This window comes from Streptomyces sp. NPDC013157 (genome assembly GCF_042899865.1).
Classification (GTDB): domain Bacteria; phylum Actinomycetota; class Actinomycetes; order Streptomycetales; family Streptomycetaceae; genus Streptomyces.
In genome coordinates this window covers 26,909-47,311 of record NZ_JBIBAK010000016.1, presented here as the reverse complement: position 1 = coordinate 47,311, position 20,403 = coordinate 26,909, and the positions used below count along the sequence as shown (strand labels likewise).

Annotated in this window: 16 protein-coding genes; 4 read left to right on the top strand and 12 right to left on the bottom strand. The window is 73.7% G+C overall.

Annotated elements, in window-relative coordinates:
* Positions 1-3 precede the first annotated feature (3 nt).
* Together ACFY6U_RS37450 and ACFY6U_RS37445 are read right to left on the bottom strand one after the other, a co-directional pair.
* Positions 4-591 carry a TetR/AcrR family transcriptional regulator gene (locus ACFY6U_RS37450; RefSeq protein ID WP_390045567.1) on the bottom strand — a complete coding sequence of 196 codons (588 nt, stop codon included), beginning with the start codon at positions 589-591 and terminating at the stop codon, positions 4-6.
* Positions 588-2,102 (bottom strand): 3-hydroxyacyl-CoA dehydrogenase, encoded by a 1,515-nt coding sequence (locus tag ACFY6U_RS37445; protein ID WP_390045565.1) that lies wholly within the window; start codon positions 2,100-2,102, stop codon positions 588-590. Before ACFY6U_RS37445 ends, ACFY6U_RS37450 begins: the two co-directional genes overlap by 4 nt.
* 149 nt (positions 2,103-2,251) lie before the next feature.
* Between ACFY6U_RS37445 and paaN the strand changes: the two genes are divergently transcribed.
* A complete protein-coding gene (paaN, locus tag ACFY6U_RS37440; RefSeq protein ID WP_390045563.1) occupies positions 2,252-3,943 on the top strand; it encodes a phenylacetic acid degradation protein PaaN in 1,692 nt (563 codons plus the stop codon).
* Between the two features lie 310 nt (positions 3,944-4,253).
* On the opposite strand, the gene ACFY6U_RS37435 is transcribed toward paaN, so the two are convergent.
* From ACFY6U_RS37435 to pepN, 4 genes are all read right to left on the bottom strand, one after another.
* The gene (locus ACFY6U_RS37435; RefSeq protein ID WP_390045561.1) at positions 4,254-4,988 is read right to left on the bottom strand and encodes a TrmH family RNA methyltransferase; all 735 of its coding nucleotides are present in this window, start codon (positions 4,986-4,988) and stop codon (positions 4,254-4,256) included.
* Positions 4,985-6,196, bottom strand: coding sequence for an HTTM domain-containing protein (locus ACFY6U_RS37430; RefSeq protein WP_390045559.1), 1,212 nt, complete (start codon positions 6,194-6,196; stop codon positions 4,985-4,987). The genes ACFY6U_RS37435 and ACFY6U_RS37430 overlap by 4 nt, the downstream gene beginning before the upstream one ends.
* A complete protein-coding gene (locus tag ACFY6U_RS37425; protein WP_390045557.1) occupies positions 6,193-6,993 on the bottom strand; it encodes a DUF5819 family protein in 801 nt (266 codons plus the stop codon). Before ACFY6U_RS37425 ends, ACFY6U_RS37430 begins: the two co-directional genes overlap by 4 nt.
* 391 nt (positions 6,994-7,384) lie before the next feature.
* Positions 7,385-9,820, bottom strand: a complete 2,436-nt coding sequence (pepN, locus tag ACFY6U_RS37420) for an aminopeptidase N (protein WP_390045555.1) — start codon at positions 9,818-9,820, stop codon at positions 7,385-7,387.
* Between the two features lie 161 nt (positions 9,821-9,981).
* On the opposite strand from pepN, the gene ACFY6U_RS37415 reads away from it, so the two are divergent.
* Positions 9,982-11,139 carry an acyl-CoA dehydrogenase family protein gene (locus ACFY6U_RS37415; protein ID WP_390045553.1) on the top strand — a complete coding sequence of 386 codons (1,158 nt, stop codon included), beginning with the start codon at positions 9,982-9,984 and terminating at the stop codon, positions 11,137-11,139.
* 131 nt (positions 11,140-11,270) lie between these two features.
* Here ACFY6U_RS37415 and ACFY6U_RS37410 read toward each other — a convergent pair whose 3' ends face one another.
* The 6 genes from ACFY6U_RS37410 to ACFY6U_RS37385 all read right to left on the bottom strand — a co-directional run bounded on the left by ACFY6U_RS37410 (position 11,271) and on the right by ACFY6U_RS37385 (position 16,664).
* Positions 11,271-11,600, bottom strand: a complete 330-nt coding sequence (locus tag ACFY6U_RS37410; protein WP_390045930.1) for a rhodanese-like domain-containing protein — start codon at positions 11,598-11,600, stop codon at positions 11,271-11,273.
* A gap of 49 nt (positions 11,601-11,649) precedes the next feature.
* Complete coding sequence (locus ACFY6U_RS37405) at positions 11,650-12,462, bottom strand: hypothetical protein (RefSeq protein ID WP_390045551.1); 813 nt, start codon at positions 12,460-12,462, stop codon at positions 11,650-11,652.
* A gap of 9 nt (positions 12,463-12,471) precedes the next feature.
* Positions 12,472-12,951, bottom strand: coding sequence for a hypothetical protein (locus ACFY6U_RS37400; protein ID WP_390045549.1), 480 nt, complete (start codon positions 12,949-12,951; stop codon positions 12,472-12,474).
* Positions 12,952-13,021: 70 nt separating this feature from the next.
* Positions 13,022-14,440 (bottom strand): DUF2252 domain-containing protein, encoded by a 1,419-nt coding sequence (locus ACFY6U_RS37395; RefSeq protein ID WP_390045547.1) that lies wholly within the window; start codon positions 14,438-14,440, stop codon positions 13,022-13,024.
* Between the two features lie 296 nt (positions 14,441-14,736).
* Positions 14,737-15,396 (bottom strand): response regulator, encoded by a 660-nt coding sequence (locus ACFY6U_RS37390; protein ID WP_390045545.1) that lies wholly within the window; start codon positions 15,394-15,396, stop codon positions 14,737-14,739.
* Positions 15,369-16,664, bottom strand: coding sequence for a sensor histidine kinase (locus tag ACFY6U_RS37385; RefSeq protein ID WP_390045543.1), 1,296 nt, complete (start codon positions 16,662-16,664; stop codon positions 15,369-15,371). The genes ACFY6U_RS37390 and ACFY6U_RS37385 overlap by 28 nt, the downstream gene beginning before the upstream one ends.
* Positions 16,665-16,829: 165 nt before the next feature.
* Between ACFY6U_RS37385 and ACFY6U_RS37380 the strand changes: the two genes are divergently transcribed.
* Together ACFY6U_RS37380 and ACFY6U_RS37375 are read left to right on the top strand one after the other, a co-directional pair.
* Positions 16,830-17,708, top strand: a complete 879-nt coding sequence (locus ACFY6U_RS37380) for an ABC transporter ATP-binding protein (RefSeq protein WP_390045541.1) — start codon at positions 16,830-16,832, stop codon at positions 17,706-17,708.
* Positions 17,702-20,146, top strand: coding sequence for an FtsX-like permease family protein (locus tag ACFY6U_RS37375; RefSeq protein WP_390045539.1), 2,445 nt, complete (start codon positions 17,702-17,704; stop codon positions 20,144-20,146). The genes ACFY6U_RS37380 and ACFY6U_RS37375 overlap by 7 nt, the downstream gene beginning before the upstream one ends.
* Positions 20,147-20,403: the final 257 nt, after the last annotated feature.

Genomic DNA, 20,403 nt, shown 5'->3' with positions numbered 1-20,403 from the left:
AGGTCAGTGCGCGCGCAGGCCGGAGAAGACCAGCCGGACGACCGCTTCGGAGACCTCGCGCTCGCTCGCGCCGCGGCCGTCGGGGCGGTACCACTCCACGATCGAGTTGACCATGCCGAAGACCAGCCGGGTGGCGAGGCGCACCTCGACGTCACCGCGTATGTCGCCCTCGGCGGCGGCCGCCTTCAGCAGGTCGGCCACCCGGTGGTCGAAGTCCCGGCGCCGCTCCAGCGCCCACCGCTCGGTGCCGGTGTTGCCGCGCACCCGCAGCAGCAGTGTCACGTACGGCAGTTCGGTGATCAGCACCTCGACCATGCGCCGTACGACGTGTTCCAGGCGGTCGGCGGCGGGGCCCACGCGCGCGTGCTCCTCGTCGAGGATCGCGAACAGGCCGTCCAGGGCCCGGCTGACCGCGCGGCGCAGCAGCTCCTCCTTGCCGGCGACGTGGTGGTAGATCGACGACTTGGAGATGCCGGCCGCCTTGGAGAGGTGCTCCATGGAGGTGCCGTCGTAGCCGCGCTCGTTGAAGACCTGGACGGCCACCGAGAGCAGGGTCTCGGGGGTGTAGGTGTCGCGCTTGGCGGTGGTCATGAGGCGCCCTCCCGCTTCTCGGTGGCGTAGGCGTGCCGGTAGAGCGCGAGGGAGGGGGCGTAGCGGCCGCTCGGATCGCGCAGGTGCAGGTCGTCGAGGAGGTCGTAGGCGAAGTCCCGGCCGAGGCGGCGGCTCCACTCGAAGGGGCCGAGCGGGTAGTTGACGCCCAGGCGCATCGCGGTGTCGATGTCCTCCTCGGTGGCGACGCCCTTGGCGACGGCGTCGTGCGCCAGGTCTACGATCCGGGCTACCGTGCGCGCGACGATCATGCCGGGGACGTCGCCGATGACGCTGACCTGCTTGCCGAGCGCCTGGAAGAGGCCGATCGCCTCGCCGAGGGTCTGGGGCAGGGTGTCGTGGCCCGCGGACAGGGCGATGCGGGTGGCTCGGCGGTAGTCGAGGGCGAGGTCGAAGTAGACGACGTCCCGGAACTCCACCGACGTCTGGCCGTCGGCGAGGACCAGCTGGCCACCGCTGGGCAGGACAAGTCGGGTGCCGTGGTCCTCGCCCTCCTCGCGGACCTGGATGCCGGCCTCGCGGATCATCGCGAGCAGTTCGGCCGCAGGGCCCAGGCTGCCCTCGGCGACGACGTAGGCGGGCCGGTCGGCGGGCTCGGCGGTGTGCGGCTCCGCGGGCTCGGCGTCGTCCGCGTAGTCGTACCAGCCGTGCCCGGTCTTGCGGCCGAGCCGGCCGGACTCGACCAGCCGGCGCTGGGCCAGGGAGGGCGCGAAGCGGACGTCCTGGAAGAACGCCTGCCACACCGAGTGCGTGACGGACTCGTTGACGTCCTGGCCGATCAGGTCGGTCAGTTCGAAGGCGCCCATCTTGAAGCCGCCGCACTCGCGCAGCACCGCGTCGATGGTGGCCGGGTCGGCGGCCTGCGCCTCGTAGACCGCGAACGCCTCGGCGTAGAAGGGCCGCGCGATGCGGTTGACGATGAAGCCCGGGGTGTCCGCGCAGGCGACCGGCGTCTTGCCCCACGAGCGGGCGGTCTCGTACGCGCGCGTGGCCGACGTGACGTCGGTGGCGAACCCGGAGACGACCTCCACCAGCGGCAGCAGCGGGGCCGGGTTGAAGAAGTGCAGGCCGACCAGGCGGGAGGCGTTGCGCAGGGCGCCGCCGATGGCCGTCACCGACAGGGAGGAGGTGTTGGTGGCGAGCAGACAGTCCTCGCCGACGATGTCCTCCAGGGCCCGGAACAGCTCCTGCTTGGCCTCCAGCCGCTCCAGGACGGCCTCCAGGACCAGCGTGCAGTCGGCGAACTCGGTGAGCTCGCCGGCGGGCAGCAGCCGGGCGCGGGCGGCGTCCCGGGCGGCGGCCGTCATCCGGTCCTTCTCGACGAGCCGGTCGAGGCGGGCGACGATCGCCGCGGCCGCCTCCCCGGCCCGCCCGGGGACGGTGTCGTACAGCCGGACGGGATGGCCCGCGACGAGTGCGACCTGGGCGATGCCCTGGCCCATGGTGCCGGTGCCGACGACTCCCACGGTGCTGCTGAGGTCGAGTGCTGTCATGTGCGCGATCCTCCCGCACGGGGTTTTCCACAGATGCGGCAGGCCCCCTTGTCCCGACCGATCGTTCGGTTACTCTAACTCTGTCCGGCCGTTTCCGCCCAGGTCATGAGCTTCAAGGGGAAGCTCATCAGACGAGGAGTTGGTCCCGCATGACCGCCGAACTCACCGCGCACGAGCTGATCGCCAAGCACCGGCCCACGCTTGACCAGGCGCTGGAGGCGATCCGCACGCGCGCGTACTGGTCCCCCCACCCCGAGCACCCCAAGGCCTACGGCGAGCACGGCAGCCTGGACGCGGCGGCGGGCAAGGCCGCCTTCGACGCCCTCCTCGGCAACCGCATCGACCTCGGTCAGCCCGGCACCGACGACTGGACCGGCGGCGAGGTCTCCCCGTACGGCATCGAGCTGGGCGTGACCTACCCGCATGCCGACGTCGACACACTGCTGCCGGCCATGCGGGCCGGGCAGCGCGCGTGGCGTGACGCGGGCGCGGAGGCGCGTGCGGTGGTGTGTCTGGAGATCCTCAAGCGGATCAGCGACCGGACGCACGAGTTCGCGCACGCGGTCATGCACACCAGCGGCCAGGCCTTCATGATGGCGTTCCAGGCGGGCGGCCCGCACGCCCAGGACCGCGGCCTGGAAGCGGTGGCCTACGCCTACGCGGAGCAGGTCCGCACTCCCGACGCGGCCGAGTGGACCAAGCCGCAGGGCAAGCGCGACCCGCTCGCGCTGACGAAGACGTTCAAGCCGGTCCCGCGCGGCATCGCGCTGGTCATCGGCTGCAACACGTTCCCGACGTGGAACGGCTACCCGGGCCTGTTCGCCTCCCTCGCCACCGGCAACGCGGTCCTGGTGAAGCCGCACCCGCGCGCGGTGCTCCCGCTGGCCCTCACCGTCCAGGTCGCCCGCCAGGTCCTCGCCGAGGCCGGCTTCGACCCGAACCTGGTGGCACTGGCGACGGAACACCCCGGCGAGGGCATCGCCAAGACGCTCGCGACCCGTCCCGAAATCAAGATCGTCGACTACACCGGCTCGACCGCCTTCGGCGACTGGCTGGAGGCCAACGCCCGGCAGGCCCAGGTGTACACCGAGAAGGCCGGTGTCAACACGGTCCTGGTCGAGTCGACCGACAACTACAAGGGGATGCTCTCCAACCTGGCCTTCTCGCTCTCCCTCTACAGCGGCCAGATGTGCACCACCCCGCAGAACCTGCTGATCCCCCGCGACGGCATCCGCACCGACGAAGGCCCGCGGACGTACGACGAGGTGGTCGCCGACATCGCCCGCGCGGTCGACGGCCTGCTCGGCGACGACGCCCGGGCCAACGCGCTGCTCGGCGCCATCGTCAACCCCGACGTCAAGGCCCGTCTTGAGGCCGCCGCCGGGCTCGGCGAGGTCGCCCTCGCCTCCCGCGAGATCGCCAACCCGGAGTTCCCGAGCGCGGTCGTGCGCACGCCGGTGATCGTGAAGCTGGACGGCGCCAAGCCGGACGACGAGGCCGCCTACACGAGCGAGTGCTTCGGCCCGGTGTCCTTCGCCGTCGCCGTCGACTCGGCCGCCGACGCGGTGGAGCTGCTGCGGCGGACGGTCCGCGACAAGGGCGCGATGACGGTCGGCGCGTACACGGTCGACGCCGACGTGGAGCGCGCGGTGGAGGAGGTCTGCCTGGAGGAGGCGGCCCAGCTGTCGCTGAACCTGGTGGGCGGGGTGTACGTCAACCAGACCGCCGCCTTCTCCGACTTCCACGGTTCGGGCGGCAACCCGGCGGCGAACGCGGCGCTGTGCGACGGGGCGTTCGTGGCGAACCGGTTCCGGGTGATCGAGGTGCGCAGGGAGGCGTAGCGCGCGGGGCGCGCGACCGGCCGACGCAAGCGGCAGGGGCGGGGCGTGTGAGCGGCCGACGTTTTCGGTGGGCACCGGTTCCTGTCCAGGCCGTCACCAGTTCGTCGGTCTCCGCCGTCTCTTTGGCCGCCGCAACGGCGCTCCGCCACGACGGCGTTGACCGGCGGTGCCGAACCGGGCGGCACCCGCCGTTGCGGCGGACGGTCGTTGGGCGGGTGCGGCACCGCTGTGGCTGGTCGCGCAGTTCCTCCTCCAGCCTTCGGCCGGGGGTACCCCCAGCGCCCCTTTCGGGGCGCTCCGGTCCCGCCTCCTACAAAGCACTCCAGTGGTACAAGGTCATCGCCACGCTCGTCGCCAGGTTGTAGCTGCTCACCTGGGGGCGCATCGGCAGGCGTAGGAGATGGTCGGCACGTGTGCGTAGCTCCCCCGACAACCCGGTCCGCTCGGAGCCGAAGGCGAGGATCGCGTCGTCGGGGAGTTTCACCGCTCTGATGTCCTCGCCCTCCGGGTCGAGCGCGTACAGCGGGCCCTTCGGCAGTTCGGCCACCGTCAGCCGTTCCACCGCCGTGGCGAAGTGGAGGCCCGCGCCGCCGCGGACGACCGTCGGGTGCCAGGGGTCGAGGGTGCCGGTCGTGATGACGCCGGTCGCCCCGAAGCCCGCCGCGAGGCGGATCACCGCGCCCGCGTTGCCCAGGTTGCGCGGCTCGTCGAGGACCACGATCGGGGCCGTGCGCGGGACGCGGGCCAGCTCGCGCAGGCTGGCCTCGCGGGACGGCCGTACGGCCAGGGCGGCCACGGCCGTGGGGTGCGGGCGCGGGACCAGGGACGCGTACGTCTGCGCGGGCACCTCCGTCAGCAGCGCGGCCAGCGCCTCCCGCACGTCCGGTGCCAGCTCCTCGGCCAGGGCCAGCGCCGCCGCCCGGTCCGCCGTGACCGCCACCGGCACCTCCGCGCCGAAGCGCAGCGCGTGCTTGAGGGCGTGGAAGCCGTCGAGGAGGACGGCCGAGCCGGCCAGCCGCGCCCAGTGGTCGAGGGGGTCGGTCATGCCCCGAAGCCTACGCGGGGCTGTTCGTCGGGCTCCGGCGAGCGCTGCGCGGGCAGCTCCGGGGCGGTCCGGTGGGAAACCCGGTCGCGCGCGCGTGCCGCCCAGCCGCCGACCCGGTGCAGGAAGGAGGCCGGCAGGAAGACGGAGTCCGCCGCGATCATGGCCAGCGAGAAGAAAGGCAGCCCGAGGACCACCGCGATCACCGCGTGCTCGGTCATCATCACGGCCAGCAGCACGTTCTTGACCCGCCGGTTGAACAGCGTGAACGGGAACGCGACCTGCACGATGACCGTCCCGTAGGTCACCAGCATCACCATCGTGCCGTTGGCGGACAGCAGGTCGGCGAGGGCCGGCCAGGGCGAGAAGTAGTCCAGGTGGAGCGGGTAGTAGACGGCGGTGCCGTCCTGCCAGCGGGAGCCCTGGATCTTGTACCAGCCGGCGGTGGCGTAGATCAGGCAGGCCTCGGCCATGATCACGAACAGGGCGCCGTTGTGCAGGATGTTCGCGACGACGTCGAGCAGGATCCGGGGCTCGGACGTACGCCCGCGACGGCCGGCCGCCCACCACAGGGCGGTGCCCGCCCAGGTCGCCCACAGCACGGCCGGGACCAGCCAGCCACCGCCGGTGCGGCCGGTGAGGGCCGCCGCGAGCAGGACCAGACCCGACGCCGCCCACAGGGCGGGACCCGCCAGGTCGGGGGCCACGCGCAGGCCCCGCGCGCGTGCGGCGCTCGCGCGGGCCGCCCGGCGGGCGTCCAGGGACCACACCTGGCCGCAGCGCGTGAACACCAGGTAGAAGGACATCAGGTGCAGCACGTTGTCGCCGCCGTCGCCCACGAAGACGCTGCGGTTCTGCAGGGACAGCACACCGATCATGAAGAACAGCGAGGTGGCCCGGGTCCGCCAGCCCACCAGCAGCAGCGCGCTGGAGACGACGGCGAGGAAGTAGAAGACCTCGAAGAAGACCTGGCTGTCGGAGGCCAGCAGCGCCGTGAAGGCGTGGTTGTCGGCGGTCAGCTGCTGGGCGAGGTCGAAGCTCCAGGTGGCGTGGGGGCCGTACAGCTCCTGGCGGTGCGGGTACTCGCGCAGCAGGAACAGCAGCCAGGTGGTGGCGAAGCCGATGCGGACGACGGCCGTCTGGTACGGGCCGAGCGCCGCCTCGGTGACCCGGGCGATGGCACGGGACAGGCACAGGGCGAGACGGTTCACCGCACACCGCCGTTCGCTTCGTCCTTCGTGACCGTCCACCAGGGCAGCACCCGGTAGACGGGCGTGTCGGAGACCTTCTCGCCGCTCCAGTCCGGCGGGGTCACGTTGGTGGTACTGGAGCGCACTTGCACGCGTTCGATGGTGCCCTTCCGGCTCGTGGCGTCCCCCTTGTACATGCGCATCACGACGATCCGTCGCAGGTACTGCTCGGACAGGGAGCCGCGCAGGCCGATCGGCCGGTTGTCGGTGCCGTGCGTGGAGGTGAAGAAGTCCCAGGCCCGGCGCAGCTCGTTCTGCACGGTGTGGCTGGGTACCAGGCTGCCGTCGATGGCCCTGCCGTCCTGTGCGGACAGGTCGTTCCAGCCGGTGGTGCTCGTGGTGCCGTCCGGCATCAGCACATCGGCGCGCACCTGCACGGCGATGTTCTGCTGCAGCGGGTTCGGCGCGAAGAGCTTCCAGTTCTGTTCGAACTCCGGGTACACCCAGTCCTCGATCGCCTTGCCGTGCTGCTTGGTCACCGTGTTCGCCGGTGCCACGCTCAGGAACACCATCCCGAGGTGCACGCACGCGGCGACCGCGACCAGGGCGAGGGCGAGGGCCGCACCGACCTGGTAGCGGGGGGAGAGGGCGGCGACGCCGGTACGGGGGAGGGTGGGGGACTCCGCCGGTGGGCCGGGTGGCGGCTGTTCCGGAGAGGCCGGACGGGCCGGTGGGGCGGGCTCCGGCTCCGCACGCGTCCCGCTCGGGGCGTCCGGCCCGTGCCGGGCGTCCACGCCCTCGTCGTACGCGTCGTCCATGCCGCCCCGTTCCCCGATTCCGCCGCGTCGTCCGGGCGGCCGCCGATCCGGCACCGCCCGGTGTGCCGCTGCCCGGCACTCGCACGGAACGGTACTCAGCACCGGCCACCGGGCGCAGCCCCGGGGACGAGGCCGCCGGCGTGGCCATCACCACTCCGGGCGCGGCCGTCGGCCCTTGCGGTCCGGGGCGCCAGAGCCCGACGTCCGAGATCGCCGCAGGTCATACGGCGTACGAGCGCACCCACCGACTGCACTTCCGCGAGTTCTCCACAGGTCGCGGCCGAGGTTTTCCACAGGGATTGATCGTCGGTACGGGCACGGCGACCATGGGATTGGCCGGAACCGAACGATCGGGCGGGGCACGGCCCGGCTGGGCTGTGCCCCGCCGGGGTCAGGCCTTCGCGATCCGGGCGTCGAGCATGCGGCGGACGGCGTCCGAGCGTTCCAGAAGGGTTTTGCGGACCACGGGAACCGCTTCCCGGGCCGCCTGACGGACCTTCTCGATGTATTCGGCATCGACGGCGTACGACGGGAAGAGGTGGGAGGTGTAGGTCATCGCCGGGATCATGCCGCCCTGGTGCAGTTCGGGGATCAGGTCCAGGTAGCGCTCGGCGTAGGGGGCGAGCTGGGTGTCCTGGCCGGGACGCCAGAAGGCGGCCGCGACCGCGGAGACCGACGCGACGGGCACCTCGCGGTCCACGGTCAGCCGCTGCCAGACCTCGGCCTTCGCGGCCGGATCGGGGAGGGCGGCGCGGACGGTGAGGGCGCGGACCCAGGCGTCGGGGTCGGCGTCGCGTTCGAGCAGCGCGGCGGACTCGGCGGTGACGTCGCCGCCGAGTTCGGCCTCGCGGACGAGGGCGCGCCAGCGCAGGTCGACGTCGTCGCCGGCCTGCTCGCGGAGCCAGGCCAGGTCTTCGGCGCCGGTCGCGGTGCGGGCGAGGCCGCGCAGGGCGACCTGGCGGCGGCCCGGGTCGGCGGCGAGCCGCCGGCACACCGCGGCCACGGCCTCGGTCAGCGCGGGGCGTTCGGCGGGCGGGGCCCAGAGCTCGGCGATGTTGGTCACGAGCGTGAGGTAGGGCTCGATCACGGCGTCGGACGTCTCTGCCGCGAGAACCGCGGTGAGGCAGTGGCCGGCCTCGGCCGCCGTGGCCTCGCCGGCCGTGAGCATGTCCCAGACGGTGGCGGCGGCCACGCCCCGCGAGATCGCCGTGGGCAGCTGGGCCGCGGCGCGGAAGAGGGTGTCCCGGGCGGTGGGGTCCGGGCGCGTGGTGGCGAAGGTGAGGTCGTCGTCGTTGACCAGGAGGAGGTCGGACGTGGCGGGAAGGCCGGTGACCGGGGTGCGGGCCTCGGTGACCTCGACGCGGACCAGCGCGGTGCGTTCCAGGGCGTCGCCGGCGCGGTCGTACGCGCCGACCGCGAGGACCTGGGGGCGCGGGTTGCCGTCGGCGAGCAGGGCGAGGGTGTCGCCGTCGTGCTCCAGGGTGAAGCGGTCGGTGCCGGCGGTCTCCAGCCAGGCCTTGCGCCAGCCGGTCAGGTCGCGGCCGCCGGCCTCGGCGAGGGCGTCGATCAGGTCCTGGAGGGTGGTGGTGCCCCAGGCGTGGCGGGCGAAGTAGGCGGCCATGCCGGTGCGGAAGCGGTCCTCGCCGACGTAGGTCATCAGCTGGTGCAGGACGGAGGCGCCCTTGGGGTAGGTGATGTTGTCGAAGATCGACGCGGCCTGGGCGACGTCGTGGATGGGCTGGTGGATCGGGTGCGAGACCGGGCCCTGGTCGGAGAGGTACGCCCTGACCTTGCCGCTGAGGAGATGGCCGGCCCAGGCGTCGGTGTGGCGGGTGGCGCCCTCGGCGGCCCAGTGGCAGGCGAACTCGGCGAAGGCCTCGTTCAGCCAGAGGTCGTCCCACCAGCGCATGGTGACGATGTTGCCGAACCACATGTGCGCCATCTCGTGCAGCAGCACCACCGCGAGCAGCTCGCGCTCGGCGGGCGTCGGCTCGGCCCGCCGCAGGAAGGCGTCCGACCACGTCACACAGCCGTAGTTCTCCATCGCGCCGCCGAACTCGGGCATGAAGACCTGGTCGTACGTGCGCTGCGGGAAGGGCATCGCGAAGGCCTCGGCGTAAAAGGCGAGGCCCTGCCGGGTGAGGGTGAAGATTTCGTCGGCGTCGCGTTCCAGGACCTCGGCGAGCGAACGGCGCGCGTAGATGCCGAGGTCGTGGCCGTCGGCCTCGCGGCGGATCCCGTGGAAGGGGCCGGCGTTGACGACGGTGTTGTACACGGACAGCGGCGGGGTGTCCGGGAAGCTCCAGCGGCGGGCCGCGCCCTGCTCCTCGATCCGCGGGTCACCGGAGTTGCTGAGGACGGTCCAGGCGGCCGGGGCCGTGACGGTGAAGGCGTGCGGGGCCTTGAGATCGGGCTGGTCGAAGCAGGCCCAGACGAACCGGGCCTCGTCGGGTTCGAAGCTCGTCCAGACGTACACCTCGCCGTCGGCGGGGTCGGTGGCCTTGTGCACGCCCTCCCCGGCCGCGGTGTCGGCCTGGACGCTCTCGACGCGCAGCACGTTGTACGCGGCCAGACCGGGCAGCGGGATCCGGCCGTCGCCGGCGGGGGTGAGGGGGGTGCCGTTCAGGGTGGCGGCGTGGACCTCGGCCGCGCAGTCGACGAAGGTCTCCGCGCCCGGCTCGGAGCAGGTGAAGGTGACCGTGGAGACGCAGCGGACCTCCGGCCCGCCGGGCAGGGCGGTGAGGTCGATGTCTATGTCGTACCGCTCGACCGTGACCAGTGCGGCCCGGTGCTCGGCCTCGGTGCGGGTCAGGCTTCGGATCCCCATGTGTCCTCCCTCGTGTGTCCGGCCCCCGTCGGCGGACAGCGGCCGTCAGCCTATGACGGGAGGAGCTGGTGATCGCAGGGGTTTTGGGTTCCCTTCTTCTAGAACCTGTTCTATCTTGACGGACCGTCAGATCAGCGGGGACCCGCCGGGAGGACAGGACCGTGGACTTCACCTTCACCGAGGAGCAGTTGGCGGCGGCCGAAGCGGCGCGCGGGGTGTTCGCCGGGGTGGCGCCGGACGCGGTGCCGAGCCCGGCGCTGACCACCGGCGCCGTGGCCGAGGGCTTCGACCGGGAGCTGTGGGACAGGCTGGCGGGCGCGGATCTGCTGAGCCTGCTGCTGGGCGAGGAGTACGGCGGCGCCGGTCTGGACGCCATCGCGCTCTGCCTGGTGCTTCGGGAGTCGGCGAAGGTGCTGGCCCGGGTGCCGCTGCTGGAGCACGGCGCGGCCCTGGCGGCCCTACAGACGTATGGAACGGCGGAGCTCCGGGACCGGCTGGCGGCGCGGGCGGGGCGGGGCGAGCTGGTGCTGACCGTCGCCGCGAGCGGGCGCACCGGGCACGACCCGGCCGAGCTGGCGGTGACCGCGCGGCGGGACGGTGACACCTGGGTGCTCGACGGGGTGCAGACGGCGGTGCCGTGGGCGTATGACGCCGATCTCGTCGTCGTACCGGCGCGCACCGAGACGGACCGGAGCGTGCTGGCGCTGGTGGCGCCGGACGGCGAGGGGGGCGCGTCCGGCGTCTCGGCCGGGGTCACGGTCGCCGAGCAGGTGTCGACCAGCGGCGAACGGCTCGGGGAGCTGCGCCTGGAGTCGGCTCGGGTCGCGGACCGGGACGTGGTGGTGGCGGAGGGGGCCTGGGAGTGGCTGCGGGAACTGCTGGTGACCGGGACGTGTGCGCTGGCGCTCGGGATGGGTGAGCGGGTGCTGCGGATGACCGGCGAGTACGCCGGGAAGCGGGAGCAGTTCGGGCATCCCATCGCCACCTTCCAGGCGGTGGCCGTACAGGCCGCCGACCGGTACATCGACCTGCGGGCCATGGAGGCGACGCTCTGGCAGGCGGCGTGGCGGATCGCGTCGGGGGCGGCCGGGGCGCTGCCGGCGGCCGGAGACGTGGCGGTGGCGAAGATCTGGGCGGCCGAGGGGGTGCGGCGGGTGGTGCAGACCGCGCAGCATCTGCACGGGGGGTTCGGGGCCGACACGGAGTATGTGCTGCACCGGTACCACGCGTGGGCGAAGCAGATCGAGCTGGCGCTCGGGGGGGCCGGGGCGCATGAGGAGGCGTTGGGGGACTTGCTGGCTGCGCATCCACTGGGGTAGGGGATGGGAAGGGGGGCGCTCGGTCGTATGTGATCCGCGGGCCGGATGGGGGCTGGTCGCGCAGCTCCTCCCCCAGCCTTCCGCCGGGGGTACCCCCAGCGCCCCTGAAGGGGCGCTTCAGCGCGGCCTTCTCAGATGACGAAGCCCGGTTCTCCCCCGTCCGTGACGACCTCGCGGCCCGCTGCCTGCCACACCTGCATGCCGCCGTCGACGTTCACGGCGTCGATGCCCTGCTGGACCAGGTACATCGTGACCTGGGCCGAGCGGCCGCCGGAGCGGCAGATGACGTGGACGCGGGCGTCCTGAGGGGCCGCCTCGGTGAGTTCGCCGTAGCGGGCCACGAACTCGCTGATCGGGATGTGCAGGGCACCGGCGGCGTGGCCCGCCTGCCACTCGTCGTCCTCGCGGACGTCCAGCAGGAAGTCGCCGTCCTTGAGGTCCGCGACCTCGACCGTGGGCACACGCGCTGCGAAGTTCATGTCCCCGACGCTACCCGACCCGAGCGGAGGGCTACTCCTGGGTCAGCAGGGCCGCCAGTTCCGCCTCGCGTTCGGTCACGTCCTTCCGGAGCCGCTCCGCGATCTCGTCGAGGAGGCCGTCGGGGTCGTCCGGGGCCAGCCGGAGCAGGCCGGCGATGGGGCCGTTCTCCAGCTCCTTGGCGACCAGGCCGAGCAGTTCCTTGCGCTCGGAGAGCCATTCCAGGCGGGCGTACAGCTCCTCGGCCCGGCTCGGCCTGCGCTCCGGCGGGACCGGGCCGGCCGCCCACTCCTCGGCCAGCTCGCGCAGCAGGGCCTCGTCTCCGCGGGCGTAGGCCGCGTTGACCCGGCTGAGGAACTCCTCGCGCCGCTCCTGCTCGGCCTCGTCCTGCACCAGGTCGGGATGGGCCTTGCGGGCCAGCTCGCGGTAGAGCCGGCGGGCCTCCTCGCTGGGGCGGACCCGCTGCGGCGGCCGGACCTCCTGCTCGGTGAGCATCGCGACGGCCTCCGGGAACAGGCCGTCGCCGTCCATCCAGCCGTGCAGCAGCTCCTCGACGCCGGGGATGGGCAGGACCCGGGCCCGGGCCTCCTCGGCGGCGCGGATGTCCTCGGGGTCGCCGGTGCGCGCGGCCTTCGCCTCGGCGATCCGCGCGTCCAGCTCCTCGATGCGGAGGTAGAGCGGGCCGAGCTTCTGTTCGTGCAGCCGGGAGAAGTTCTCCACCTCGACGCGGAAGGTCTCGACCGCGATCTCGTACTCGATCAACGCCTGCTCGGCGGCCCGCACGGCCTGCTCCAGCCGTTCCTCGGGCCGCGGTGCCTGGGACTGCTCAGCTTCCGGGGTCGTCACCCGACCAGCCTAGGGCCTGTCGTCGCCGGCGGTGGCCGGGACCCACTCGGCGACCAGATCGGTGCAGGCCACGACGAGGGTGCCGGGGCGGCAGGCCAGCTCGTGGGTGCAGCCGCCGGGGTGCGGGAGGATCTCGTCGAGGATCACCTCGCCGAGCGAGGTGAGGTCGCAGGCGCCCAGGATGTCCGTCTGGAAGCGGGAGACGCCCGTGTAGCGGACGATCAGGTCCTCGTCGTGCTGGTAGCAGTTGCGGCGGAAGCGGATCTCGATGTCGGCGGGGGCCGTGCGGCGCATGTCCAGCGGGTGCAGGTCCTTCACGCAGCGGCGGCCGCCGAACTCGTAGTGGCGCGGGTCGGTGGCGAAGGCACGGGCGCCGGGCGGCAGGCCGTCGGCGAGTTCCGGCAGCCGCGCCAGGTAGGGGCCGGGGTCGACGGAGACCGCGGCCACGCCCTCGTCCGCCGCGCCGTCGCCTATTTCGACGTACTTCACTTCAGTACCTCTCGGGAGACCGGAGGCCGGAAGCCGGAAGCCGGGGACGGGAAGCCGGAGAGCACGCGGATCACACCCCGAGCTCCGCCGCTATCCGTCCCGCCCGCACCGCGGTCACCAGCTCCTCGTGGTCCGCCTCCGTACGGTCGGCGTAGGTCACGGCGAACGCGGCGATCGCCTCGTCCAGCTCCTCGTTCTTGCCGCAGTAGCCGGCGATCAGGCGCGGGTCGGCGCTGTGCGAGTGCGCGCGGGCCAGCAGGGCGCCGGTCATCCGGCCGTAGTCGTCGATCTGGTCGGGGGACAGGGCGGCCGGGTCGACGCTGCCCTTGCGGTTGCGGAACTGGCGGACCTGGAACGGGCGGCCGTCCACCGTGGTCCAGCCGAGCAGGATGTCGCTGACCACCTGCATCCGCTTCTGGCCGAGGACCACCCGGCGGCCCTCGTGGTCGACGGCCGGCGTCTCGAAGCCGGCCGTGGCGAGATGGGGGACGAGCGCGGACGGGCGGGCCTCCTTGACCTGGAGGATCAGCGGCTCGCCGCGGTGGTCGAGGAGGAGGACGACGTAGGAGCGGGTGCCGACGCTGCCGGTGCCGACGATCCGGAAGGCGACGTCGTGCGGGGTGTGCCGGGCGAGCAGCGGGTGGCGGTCCTCGGAGAGCGTGGTCACGTAGTGCTCCAGGGCGGCGGTGACCGCCTCGGCCTCCGCGTCCGGGACCCGGCGCAGCACCGGCACGGCGTCCACGAAGCGGCGGCCGCCGTCCTCGGTGGGCGCGGTGGAGCGGGCCGCGAACCGGCCGCTGGTGTTGGCGCGGGCCTTCTCCGAGACCCGGCGCAGGGTGCCGACCATGTCGTGGGCGTCGGAGTGGGAGACCAGCTCCTCGTCCGCGATCGCGTTCCACGCGTCCAGCACCGGAAGCTTGGCCAGCAGGCGCATGGTGCGGCGGTAGGCACCGGCCGCGTCACCCGCGGCCTTGCGGCACATGTCCTCGTCGGCGCCCGCCTCCCGGCCGGCCAGCACCAGGGAGGCCGCGAGCCGCTTGAGGTCCCACTCCCAGGGGCCGAGCACCGTCTCGTCGAAGTCGTTCAGGTCGATGACGAGGTCGCCGCGCGGGTCGCCGTACAGGCCGAAGTTGGCCGCGTGGGCGTCGCCGCAGATCTGGGTGGCGATCCTGGTCATCGGGGTGCGGGCCAGGTCGTGCGCCATCAGGCCGGCCGAGCCGCGCAGGAACGCGAAGGGGCCGGCCGCCATTCTCCCGACCCGTATGGGGACCAGCTCGGGGATGCGGTCCCGGTTGGACTCCTCCACCGCGCTCACCGCGTCGGGACGGGAGCCGTCCAGGTCCAGGGCGTCGTGGCTGCGGCGCGGGACCGCCGAACGCAGCGCCTTGCCCTCCTCCTTGGGGGAGCCCTTCGAGGGCCACTGCGCAAAGCCCTTCGGCGCGGGCAGCCTGCGCCCGCCGACCGTCGTCAGCCCTTCCACTCCGGTCACGTCGACCGCCTCCCCCGTCGTACTCCACGCACACACGCACGAACATCAACTCGTGGAGACGGTACAGGTGGGGGCCGAAAGCCGTCAGACCCTGTGGATAACTTCGGGGTGGTTCAGGAAGGGTGGGTCACCGTCGTCGTATATCCACCGGCCGGTGGGGGTTGTTCGCGCAGTTCCCCGCGCCCCCAAGAAGGGTGGGGCCACTGGTCCCACCTCAAAGGGGCCCGGGGAACTGCGCGAACAACCACGACGCACCCGCAGCCGAAAACGTCCCGGAAGGCCCCCGAACAAAGTAGTCACGCCCTCAGATACGCCAGCACAGCCAGCACCCGCCGGTGCGAATCCTCCGCCGGCGGCAGGTCCAGCTTCGTCAGGATCCCCCCGATGTGCTTCCCCACCGCCGCCTCGGAGACCACCAGCTCTCTCGCGATCGCCCCGTTCGACTTCCCCTCGGCGACCAGCGCGAGCACCTCCCGCTCGCGCGGGGACAGCCGCTCCAGCGGATCCCGGCGCCGGCGCAGCAGTTGCCGTACCACCTCGGGGTCGACCACCGTCCCCCCGCCGGCCACCTCCCCCAGCGCCGCGACGAACTCTGCCACCTGCCCCACCCGGTCCTTGAGCAGGTAGCCGATGCCCGACCCGTCCCCGGAGTCGAGGAGTTCGGCGACGTAACTGCGCTGCACGTACTGGCTGAGGACCAGGATCGGCAACGTCGGCCTGGCCGCACGCAGCCGCACCGCCGCCTGCAGGCCCTCGTCCTGGAAGCCCGGCGGCATCCGCACGTCCGTCACGACGACGTCGGGCGCGTGCTCCCCGACCGCCGCGACCAGCGCCTCCGCGTCCCCGACCGCGGCGACCACCTCGTGACCGAACCGGCCCAGCAGCCCCGCGATCCCCTCCCGCAGCAGCACGCCGTCCTCGGCCAGGACTACGCGCAGAGGTCGATCGGCTCGCACGGCAACTCCACACGCAGCAGGGTCGGTCCGCCCGGCGGGCTGGACAGGGAGAGTCTGCCATCGAGGACGGACACCCGGTCCGCCAGTCCGGTGAGGCCGCTGCCCGCCCCGGCCGCCGCGCCGCCGCGGCCGTCGTCGCGCACCTCCAGGTGCAGCCGGCCGTCCCGGTGCCCGCCGGTCACCTCGCAACGGCCCGCACCACTGTGCCGGTCGACGTTGGCGAGCGCCTCCCGCACCACGAAGTACGCGGCCGCCTCGACCGCCTCCGGCAGCCGCCCGGGCAACCGGAGACCGACGTCCACGGGAACGGCCGTCCGATCCGCCGCATCCGCCACCGCCGCCTCCAGGCCATGGTCGGCCAGCACCTTCGGGTGGATCCCGTGCACGATCTCCCGCAGCTCGGCGAGCGCCTCGCCCGCCTCCCGCTGGGCCTTGGCGAGCTGGTCGGCGAGCGGACCAGGCGGGGCGTCCAGACGGGCCAGGCCCAGGGTCATCGAGAGAGCGACCAGGCGTTGCTGGGCCCCGTCGTGCAGATCGCGCTCAATGCGTCGCCGTTCCGCCTCGAAGGCGTCCACCAACCGCGCCCGGGACCGCGCCAGTTCGACGACCCGGTCCCCCAACTCGGCCTCGCGCGGCGCGATCAGCAGCCGGACGAGTCCGGCCCGCGCACCGGCCGCCACGCCCAGCGCATAGCCGCCGAGGGCCAGCAGCAGCACCCCGGCCAGCGCGATGCCGAAGGCGGCCGGCCAGCCGGTGACCGTCCACGCCTTCAGCACCTTCGTCTCCCGGCCGCCGCCGACCGTGGCCAGCAGCAGCGGGGCGGCGGCCATCGACAGCGGGCAGATCAGCGCGAGCGTCACGGCGAGCGCGTCCACCGGCCACAACAGGCCCGCGAACAGCAGCGCATGGCCGAGCTCGCGCCAGGTCGCCCGCTCCCGCAGCCGGGTCGCGAGCCACGCCCGCAGTCCCGGGGCGGACGGCCGGACATGGGGGTCGTACACCCGCTCCCGGTCGACCAGCCGCAGCCGGCACCGTTCGAGCCAGGCCACCGGAAGGCCCGCGAGCGCCGTGAGGAGCAGCAGCGGCAGCCCGACGAGTACCACGGCGAGCACCCCGCCGGCCGTGACCGCGACCACCAGACCCACGAGGAGTACGGCTCCGGTCACCGCGCCGGTCAGCAGGTAACCGGCGGCCCGCCAGGGCCAGGAGGAGATCAGGAAGCCGGGCCCGGCCATGGCCTGCCAGACGCTGCGGGGACGGGGCTGCATGCGGTCACCGTAGGCGGCGGGCGGACGGCGCGGCCATCCGTCCAGCCGCCGGAGCGGGGGTATGCCTGGCCCTACCCCGGGTCTCGGTCCTGCCGCAGTGCGCCGCCCCGCCCCCGAACGGTTTCGTGGCCGTACCGCCGCCGTCGAACCGACATGTGAGGACCCATGGACGCCATCAACCTGCGCTCCGTCAGCAGACGTCACGGCTCAGGCGACCGCGCCGTCACCGCGCTCGACGAGGTCTCCCTGGACTTTCCGAGGAGGACGTTCACCGCCGTCATGGGGCCGTCCGGCTCCGGCAAGTCGACCCTGCTGCAGTGCGCGGCGGGCCTCGACCGGCCGACTTCCGGGTCGGTGACCCTGGGCGGGACCGAGCTGACCGGGCTGAGCGAGACGAAGCTGACCCTGCTGCGCCGGGAGCGCGTCGGCTTCGTCTTCCAGGCGTTCAACCTGCTGCCCTCGCTCACCGCCGAGCAGAACGTGGCGCTGCCGCTGCGGCTGGCGGGCCGCCGTCCCCCGAGGGCCCGGGTCCGCGAGGTCCTCGGCCGGGTGGGACTCGCCGACCGCGCCCGGCACCGGCCGGGCGAGCTGTCCGGCGGGCAGCAGCAGCGCGTCGCGCTGGCCCGCGCCCTGATCACCCGCCCCGACGTCCTGTTCGGCGACGAGCCGACCGGCGCCCTGGACTCACGGGCCGGCCACACGGTGCTGACGCTGCTGCGCGCGATGGTGGACGACGAGGGCCGGACGACCGTCATGGTCACCCACGACCCGGTCGCCGCCTCCTACGCCGACCGCGTCGTCTTCCTCGTCGACGGCCGGGTCGTAGGCGAACTGACCGGCGCGTCGGCCGCCGACATCGGCACGCGCCTGACCGGACTGGAGGCGCAGCCGTCCGGGCCGCAGACTCTGCCCACTTTTCCGCAGCCCCCGCCCTCCGAACCACAGACTCCGCCCTCCGAACCGCAGCCCCCGCCCTCCGAACCACAGACCCCGCCCTCCGAACCCCAGACCCAGCCGTCCAGGCCGGAGGCCCAACCATGCTGAGCGTCGCCCTGCACACCCTGCGCGCCCGACGGGTCACCTTCGTCGGCAGCTTCGTCGCCCTCGCGCTGGGCGTGGCCCTGCTCACCGTGATGGGCCTGGCACTCGCCTCCTCGCTGGACGCGCCGCGGCGGGCCCCGGAGCGGTTCGCCGCCGCCCCGGTCGTCGTCAAGGGCGCCGACACCCTGCGGGTCGCCACCCCGATCGGCACCCGCACCCAGCGGCTCGCACAGCCGCGGGCCGTGCCACCCGCCGCCGTCACCGGACTGAACAGACTCGGCAAGGTCACCCTCGACCGCACCTTCGCCGTGCACGCGGAGAACGGGCCCGGCGACCTCGTCGGGCACCCCTGGCCGGTCGCCGCCTTCGCGCCGTACGAGCTCACCTCGGGCCGCGCACCGCGCACCGCCCGCGAGGTCGTCGTCACCGGGACCTGGACGACGCCCGGCCGCACCCTCCGCACGGATCACGGCAGCGTCACCGTCGTCGGCACGGTCGCCGACCGCGGCTTCGAGCACGCCGTCTTCTACACCGACGCGCGGGCGGCGCGACTGGCGCCCCGCAGCACCCAGCTGGTGGTGGCCGCGCGACCGGCGGCCGTACGGAACGCGGTGCGGGGCATCCCGGGCCTACAGGTCCTCACCGGCGACGGCCGGCGTCTCGCCGACCCGGACCCGGACCGCGACCGCGAGGCGCTGACCGCGCTGAACGCCCTGTTCGGCACCGCAGGCGGGGTCACCGGCTTCGTGTCGGTCTTCGTGGTGGCGTCCACCTTCGCCTTCGCGGTCGCCCAGCGCCGCCGCGAGTTCGGCCTGCTGCGCATCGCCGGGGCGACACCCGGGCAGCTCCGCAGGACGGTGCTGGCCGAGGCCCTGCTGGTCGGAGCGCCCGCCTCGGCGGTGGGCTGCGTGCTCGGCGGGTACGGCGCACCCCGCCTCGCCCGCTGGACCGCCGACGGCGGACTCGCCCCGGGCTGGTTCCGGATCGGCGGCCACACCTGGCCGTACGGCGCGGCCTTCGCGGCCGGTCTGCTCGTCGCCCTGCTGGGCGCGGCCACCGCGTCCCGGCGGGCGGGCCGGACCCGGCCGACGGAGGCGCTGCGCGAGGCGGACGTGGACGGCAGGCCGATGACCCGCGGGCGTTGGCTGTGCGGTGCGGGCCTGTTGCTGACCGCGGCCGTACTGCTGCTCCTCGACGCCCCCGGCGACCTGCTGCACCGCAAGACCTACGTGAGCCGGCCGATGGTGCTGATCACGGCGGCCGCGCTGCTCGCGCCCGTCCTGGTCCGTCCGCTGGTCCGGCTGCTCACCTGGGCCCCGGCCCGGCTCCCCGGCGCCACCGGCCTGCTGGTGCGCGAGCACGCGGCCGCCGGGGTGCGTCGTACGGCGGCCGTCGCGGCCCCCGTGCTGGTGACCGTCGCCCTCGCCGGCTCGCTGCTCGGCGCCACCGCGAACCTGAACGCGGCCCGGGCCGCCGAGACCCGCGACCGGACCACCGCGGCCTTCGTCGTCACGCCCCCGGACGGCGCCGGGTTCGACGGGGCGACGCTCCGGGCGATGCGCGCGGTGCCGGGCGCCGAGGTGTCGGCGACCTCGGCGAGCGCGGTGTACGTGCTGGAGGACGGGGTCGCCCTGATCAGGTCCGAGGCGCGGGCCGCCGATCCGGCCGCGCTGGCGGCCACCGCCCGCCTCCCGCTCGCCTCCGGCCGGGTCGGCGGGCTGGACGACGGCTCGATCATCGTGAACGAGGAGTGGGAGCGGCACACCGTCGGGCAGCGGGTCCGGGTGTGGCTGGGCGACGGCACCCGGAAGACGTTGCGGATCGCCGCCGTGCTGCGGACGGGCACCGGCGACAACGGCGTGTACGTCACCCCTGCCAACGCCCGGGGCGCGGCCGTCGACCGGGTCGACGTGGGCCTGCGGGTCGGCGCGGACGCGGACGCGGTGGCCGCCGGGCTGCGGGAGGCGGTCCGGGCGAGCGGTGGGCGGGTGCTCACGGCGGACCGGTGGGTGGCGGCGACCTACCCGCAGACCGACCGGACCACCCGGCTCGGCCTTCTCCTGGTCCTCGGCATCGCGCTGGTCCACACCGGGATCTCCCTGGTCAACACCATGGTGATGGCCACCGCCGACCGAGTGCGCGAGCTGGCCGCGCTGCGACTGGCCGGGGCCACCCGGGGGCAGCTGCTGCGGCTGGTCGGCGCCGAGGCGCTGACGGTGGTCGCGGTCGGGGCGCTGCTAGGACTGCTGGTCGCGGTGCTCCAACTGGCGGGAATGTGGCGGGCCTTGCACCTGCTGTCGGCGCCGGCCGCGATCCGGCTGCCGTGGACGGCGATGGGCGCGGCAGCCGGAGCCTGCGCGCTCCTCGCCACGACCGCCGCCGTCGCCACCGCGTGGCCCGCCCTGCGCCCCCGGAGAGACAAGGCCACGCCCGTGAGATAGCTCACGGGCCGGCGCCCTCCGGGCCTCCGCTTGCCTGGCAGCGCCGTGCGATGCCTCACAGCCGCACACCGCCGCCGACAACGAGAAACGGGCCCCACCGTGACTTCCGTCACCGGCGGAGACCCGTTTCATCGGTATCTCTTGTGTGGGGAACCGACGGAATGGGCTGGTCAGGGCCTACACCGGCACCCACGGAGATCGTTCCCGCGCTCTCGGGCCGATTTTCCCAGTACCCAGGCCAGCGGCTGCGGCAGGAG